Origin of the sequence: Edaphobacter sp., from assembly GCF_035532915.1 — a bacterium.
GTDB lineage: Bacteria > Acidobacteriota > Terriglobia > Terriglobales > Acidobacteriaceae > Edaphobacter.
The window spans coordinates 1-5,098 of record NZ_DATKQC010000464.1; the positions used below are offsets into that span (position 1 = coordinate 1).

At 57.1% G+C, this 5,098-nt stretch carries 3 protein-coding genes and 1 tRNA gene; 2 read left to right on the forward strand and 2 right to left on the reverse strand.

Annotated features, from left to right (window positions below; genetic code table 11):
* Window positions 1–407: 407 nt before the first annotated feature.
* Window positions 408–1,415: a lysylphosphatidylglycerol synthase transmembrane domain-containing protein gene (locus VMU57_RS21690; RefSeq protein ID WP_325387259.1), complete on the reverse strand. Its 1,008-nt coding sequence runs from the start codon at window positions 1,413–1,415 to the stop codon at window positions 408–410.
* Between the two features lie 251 nt (window positions 1,416–1,666).
* Between VMU57_RS21690 and VMU57_RS21695 the strand changes: the two genes are divergently transcribed.
* Entirely contained in the window at window positions 1,667–3,247 is a 1,581-nt protein-coding gene (locus VMU57_RS21695; RefSeq protein WP_325387260.1) for a hypothetical protein, read from the forward strand.
* A 9-nt stretch (window positions 3,248–3,256) separates the two neighbouring features.
* On the opposite strand, the gene VMU57_RS21700 is transcribed toward VMU57_RS21695, so the two are convergent.
* Complete coding sequence (locus VMU57_RS21700; protein WP_325387262.1) at window positions 3,257–4,798, reverse strand: cellulose synthase operon protein YhjQ/BcsQ; 1,542 nt, start codon at window positions 4,796–4,798, stop codon at window positions 3,257–3,259.
* 222 nt (window positions 4,799–5,020) lie between these two features.
* Between VMU57_RS21700 and VMU57_RS21705 the strand changes: the two genes are divergently transcribed.
* A tRNA-Lys gene (locus VMU57_RS21705) sits at window positions 5,021–5,096 on the forward strand.
* Window positions 5,097–5,098 lie beyond the last annotated feature (2 nt).

Below are 5,098 nucleotides of genomic sequence, written 5' to 3' on the forward strand. Positions count from 1 at the left end.
CAACCGGCAGCGCCACTTCGCCAAAGGCGATGTTCGGGGGCTGCTCCACCGCCAGGGTGGCAATCGTGACGTCGTATTTTGCAAGCAGGATGGCCTGGAGGCGGGCCAGCAAGGACTGTTGAATTGTGCGATACATGCTTCGGATTCACCGCTGAAAGAAATATTTTGTGGGGCTTCAGTTCGAGTTTACTTGACCCGGCCGGAAGAGTTCCCCAACCGCTCGCTAACTCAACCAGAACCGCTTGACAACCCTTGGTACAATTAACTCAGAGAAAAGAACAGAAGTCCGGCACTCCGCCGGACCTTTTTACGTTAAGGGGTACCATTACTGAAGTTTGGACTTGTGTCCTTTGTTTTGAAGACTTTAGGACTTAAGTATAGGGGGGGAGGGGGTACCTTGATCCGGCTCACGGAAGCTCGTCTGGAAGCGTCTCGATCTCTTCCAACAGGGGCGTGTGATTGTTGATCTTGAAGCGATGGATGAGGAAGATCAGTCCTCCCGCTCCGGTGATGGAAATGAGCATCCAGGCGTGAATGGCAAGGCCAAAAACGGCGGCTTGCGCCTGCGGAGTTCCGTGGCTGGCCAGTGCCGATTTCACCGCCCACTCGAACGTCCCGATAGCGCCCGGCGAACTGGGCAGCATATACGAGAGGTTGGCGAAGGAGACTGCCTCCCACGGGCCAAGCACATCCGTGCTCAGTCCGACGAGATGGATGGCGGCGAGGAAGATCATCCCCTCACAGAACCAGATGACGAAGCTCTGCAACAACAGCAACAGGTTGCCGACAATTCCCTGCTGCCGGAGCGTATCGACCGCAAGCAGAATCCAGTGTTCGAGTTTCTGGACGAGTTTGTTCGCTGGAAGCTTTGCGAAGAGGCGGCGAAGAGGTGCCTCAAGGTGCGCGGCTGCGAGCATAAAGATGAGCAGACCGATGACGGAGATCAGGACCGCGATATCAGCGCCGTGGCGAATTTTAGCCGGGAGATCGCGCCCCATCGTGGCGATGAAAATGAGGCCTACAACAAAGACATCGAGAAGCTTTTCAAGAATGACGGTACTGAGGATGACCGATGGTGAAGCTCCAAGGTCGGGTGCATAAGTAAAGATGCGCATGACGTCGCCAATGCGGAGGGGAAGGATATTGTTCGCGGCGAGCGAGGTCATCAGGACGCGGGCGCAGACGGTGAAACGCGCGCCGGTGAAGCGCATCATCTGGGTCCAGCGCACGCAACGGAGCGTATAACCAGCCAGCGTAAAGCCCAGCACACCCAGGATCCAGGCAGGATGCACGATGCGTAGCGCCCGAATATGGGAGAACGAAATTCCCTTGAACGTGTACCAAAGAAAAAAGGCGCTGATGAGCAGGCCCGGAAGGACTTTTATAAGATTGCGGCTGCCGCGCTGTGTACTCATGCGGAGAAAATGCCCCGGCAAAAGGTCGCGGCACTGACAGGGAGTAATTTATGCATAGGCATCTCTATTGTACCGTCGCTTGTTGCTGAAATCGCTTCACAGACATGGAAATCTGCGTCGCGGATAACAGGTCAAGCAAACAATCTGTAACTAAGATTGTCCTCAAAGGCAGCAGCTTATGGGCCGGATTTTATTTAGTCTGTAATTTCGACACTGCGCGGTTTATGCATAAGAAATGGAGGTAGGCGTAATTGGCGACGACAGCGACAGTATCAACTCCTTCTTCGCTTTCGCATCGCCTCATCCGCAGATCGGAGCTGCGCGTTGCCTACGTCCTCGTCACCATTCTGACGGCGCTGGTCCTAATGGTGCATGGCTATCATCCTTACGCCGAAGACGGCGGGCTGTACATGGCCGGCGTCAAGCGACTGCTCGATCCAACGTTGTATCCGTATGGCACCGCGTTTGTGACCGAGCATCTGCGGTTCTCGCTCTTCGCTCCGATGGTCGCGGCACTCGTACATTGGTCGCATCTGACTCTTCCAGTCGTGCTTTTATCGCTCTATCTCGCAACGGTCTGGCTGACACTATTCGCCGCATATTTGCTGGTCGCGAGATGCTATGACTCACCGGAAGCACGCATCGGAGCGTGCGCATTGCTCGCAATGTGGATCACGCTTCCGATTGCGGGGACCTCGCTGATGTTGATGGATCCTTACGTGACCGCGAGAAGTTTCTCGACGCCGTGCGTTCTGCTTGCATTGGTCGGCATCCTCGACGCGTTTCCTCTGGCGAGAGAATTGAACGCGAGCCGACGTAGAGGATGGATCCTATGCGTCGGCTCGCTGGCTTGTGCGGCAGCGATGCATCCGCTGATGGCTGCCTATGGGTTTGGATGCGTGCTTGTGCTGAGTTGCATGCTGTCCCCGACGCGATGGCTGCGCGTGGGCGGAACAATTACGTTGTGCCTGACCGCACTCGGCGTGGCCGCAGCGATACAAGCTCTGTCTCCCGCCGAGAGCGCCATTTACGTTCGAGTCGAAATGACGCGCTATTACTGGTTCCTGGGAGCATGGCATTGGTACGAGAAGATCGGGCTGGCCGCTCCATTGGCCATCCTCGCGATCGTCGGCTTTAGAACCCTTCGAGACCGCAGTGCCGCAAGCGTAGCGCTCGCACGCATGGCGGTGATCTGCGGCTCGGTAGCTGCACTCGTTGCCATGGTCTTCGCCCGGCAGCAGATGGCGACTCATCTGGTTGCTCGATTGCAGCCATTGCGAATCTTTCAGGTCGTCTATATCGTCATGATCCTGGCAGTAGGCTCTCAGCTCGCACGATGGGTCTTGCAGCGGAGCTTGCTGAGAGGGGCAACCGCGTTTGTCCTTCTGGCCGGAGTCATGTTCTCTGCCGAGAGGCAAACCTTCCCCAACTCGGCACACCTCGAGATGCCAGGGACGACTCCTTACAACCAGTGGGAGCAGGCCTTCCTATGGGTCAGACAAAATACGCCGAAGACGGCCCTGTTTGCTCTCGACGCTCACTACATTACAAGCGCGGGCGAAGACGCACAATGCTTTCGAGCCATCGCCGAGCGAAGCGCATTGCCGGACTACTCCAAAGATGGAGGCGAGGTCTCTGTCACGCCAGCATTAGCCGCCGCATGGCAAATCGGGGAGACAGCCCAGGAACGAATCAATGGCAAATCGGACGCACAAAGAATGGCAGCATTGAAGCCTGTGAAGGTGAACTGGATCGTGCTGGATGAAGCGGCTAAGACGGGATTCGACTGTCCCTATGCCAATGCAACTGTGAAAGTCTGTCGCCTGCCATGAGGCAACCCTTCAGCGCTCGGTCCAGCGACCGGTGCGGAAGCCCGCCGAGGCTGGTGCCGCAATCGTACGGAGCCACGTAGCGATGCCGATGTAGTCTTCGGCAATCGGTGTATCCGGAGCGTAGTCGACCACCGTCATGCCTTCCGCAAGCGCTTCGCTGACCGCAGGCGCACGATGAATCACAAAGGGCAGCAGGCGATCTCCCAGCTTCCTGCGCAACACCTCGCGAACATCGAGATGCAACGGCAAGGAAGGGTCAAACTGGTTCAAAACATAAAAAGGTTGCAAAGGACGCGCGTCGTTATCGATGAGGCCACTGAAAAATCTCTCGACAAACCCCGTGCTGATGACCGAGTTCATATCCGGAGCGACCGGAACCAGCACCGTCAGATTCATGCGCGCCATCTGGCGAATGACCCAGCCTGAGGTCGACGACAGATCGAGCAGGATGCGATGCATGCCCTGACTATTTGTGGCCACCTCTTCGAGAAAAAGTTCCTGTGCGCTCTCCTCTCTTCCCTTCTCTTCCATCTCGTGACTGACGAGGTAGATCGGAGCGTCGGTGCTTCCACTGGGAGGGGAGAACGTGCGAACGGTATCGTGTTGCAGTTCATTGGCTCCGAAGTAGAACGGAAGCAGACCATGCGATGTCGTATCAGTAAGCAGAACTTTTTCACCCATTGCAGACAAGGAACGGCCCACCGTCGCAACCAAGCTGGTCTTGCCCACTCCGCCCGCGATGGAGTAGACGGCAAGTACTGGAGTGCGCGTCTCCTTCTGTCGAAACGATGCGGCCTCTGCCGGATCTTCGATCTGCTCAAATACGCCCTTAAGGGCGAACCAGCGCGAGGCCACGCGCTCACGAGAGGATTGCAGCGTCTCGGCAACGGACGCAGGAGCGGAGGTCGAAGGGGCGGCAAGCGGCTTCGCGGGAATCTGTAGCGTTGGCGGCGAGTAAAGCCACGCAGGCCCCGCGGAATCAGCCGTTCCGGAGAGAACCGAAGAGGGCGGCAACGACTCTGATGCTGTCGCCTCATGGACGAAATCTGCCTCTGGATGCGCATCGTTGAGAGGATTTGTTTCGAGGCCGTGCTCGGTGGCGTCATCGTCGGCGATGAACTGGGCTGACGTTGGAATTGGAACCGTGGGCGGTCTGCGGCGCAGATCAAACTCCGCGTCACGAGCAGCCTGCCTTTGGACAGGGTCAGTGATCTCACGCGACTCGTGGCCTGTCATCGTCTCAGCCCTCGCGATCGCCTCCGCTCTGCGGACGCCTTTGCGGCGTTCTACCCCTTCTGTGCGAGGTGCGTTATCGGCCTCACGAGAGGGACGAAATCCAGCGGCATCAGGCGCTCCAGGATAGCCAGGCTTGGCCGTGGCTGGGATAGCCGCTTGCTGCTCCTTGTCGTGCAGGTTAGCGCGCTGCCGAGCGGAGAAGTCGCGGTGCTTGATCCCATGAAGATTCGCCCAGGAGTAGAGCGCTGAAGAATCTTCGCGCGTCTTAGTCGCAGGCAGAGCTTCGTTTGGATCTTGGTCCCGAGAATCCATCATGATGAGCTGTGTGTATTTCGGTAACAGCGTATCGTCTGCAAACTGCGATGTTGTTCCGCAGTTACCGCAATAGCCTGAGGCTACCGGGGACAGAATCTCAAGTCAATCAAACATTCGTGACGAGTCATGTTACTAAAGTCCGCATCCGAGGCGTTTCGCCTACTGTGGAAGAGTCGGCTCCGAACGAATGCATCCGAATGTGCTAACTTTGTAATGTGGTTTGAGAGCGTAGCTCAGTTGGTAGAGCATCGCCCTTTTAAGGCGTTGGTCCTGGGTTCGAGCCCCAGCGCTCTCACCATA

What these genes read in the sequence shown, in the direction of transcription:
- VMU57_RS21690 (WP_325387259.1), bottom strand. Translation starts at nt 1,415, where the DNA reads ATGAGTACACAGCGCGGCAGCCGCAATCTTATAAAAGTCCTTCCGGGC.
- VMU57_RS21700 (WP_325387262.1), bottom strand. Translation starts at nt 4,798, where the DNA reads ATGATGGATTCTCGGGACCAAGATCCAAACGAAGCTCTGCCTGCGACT.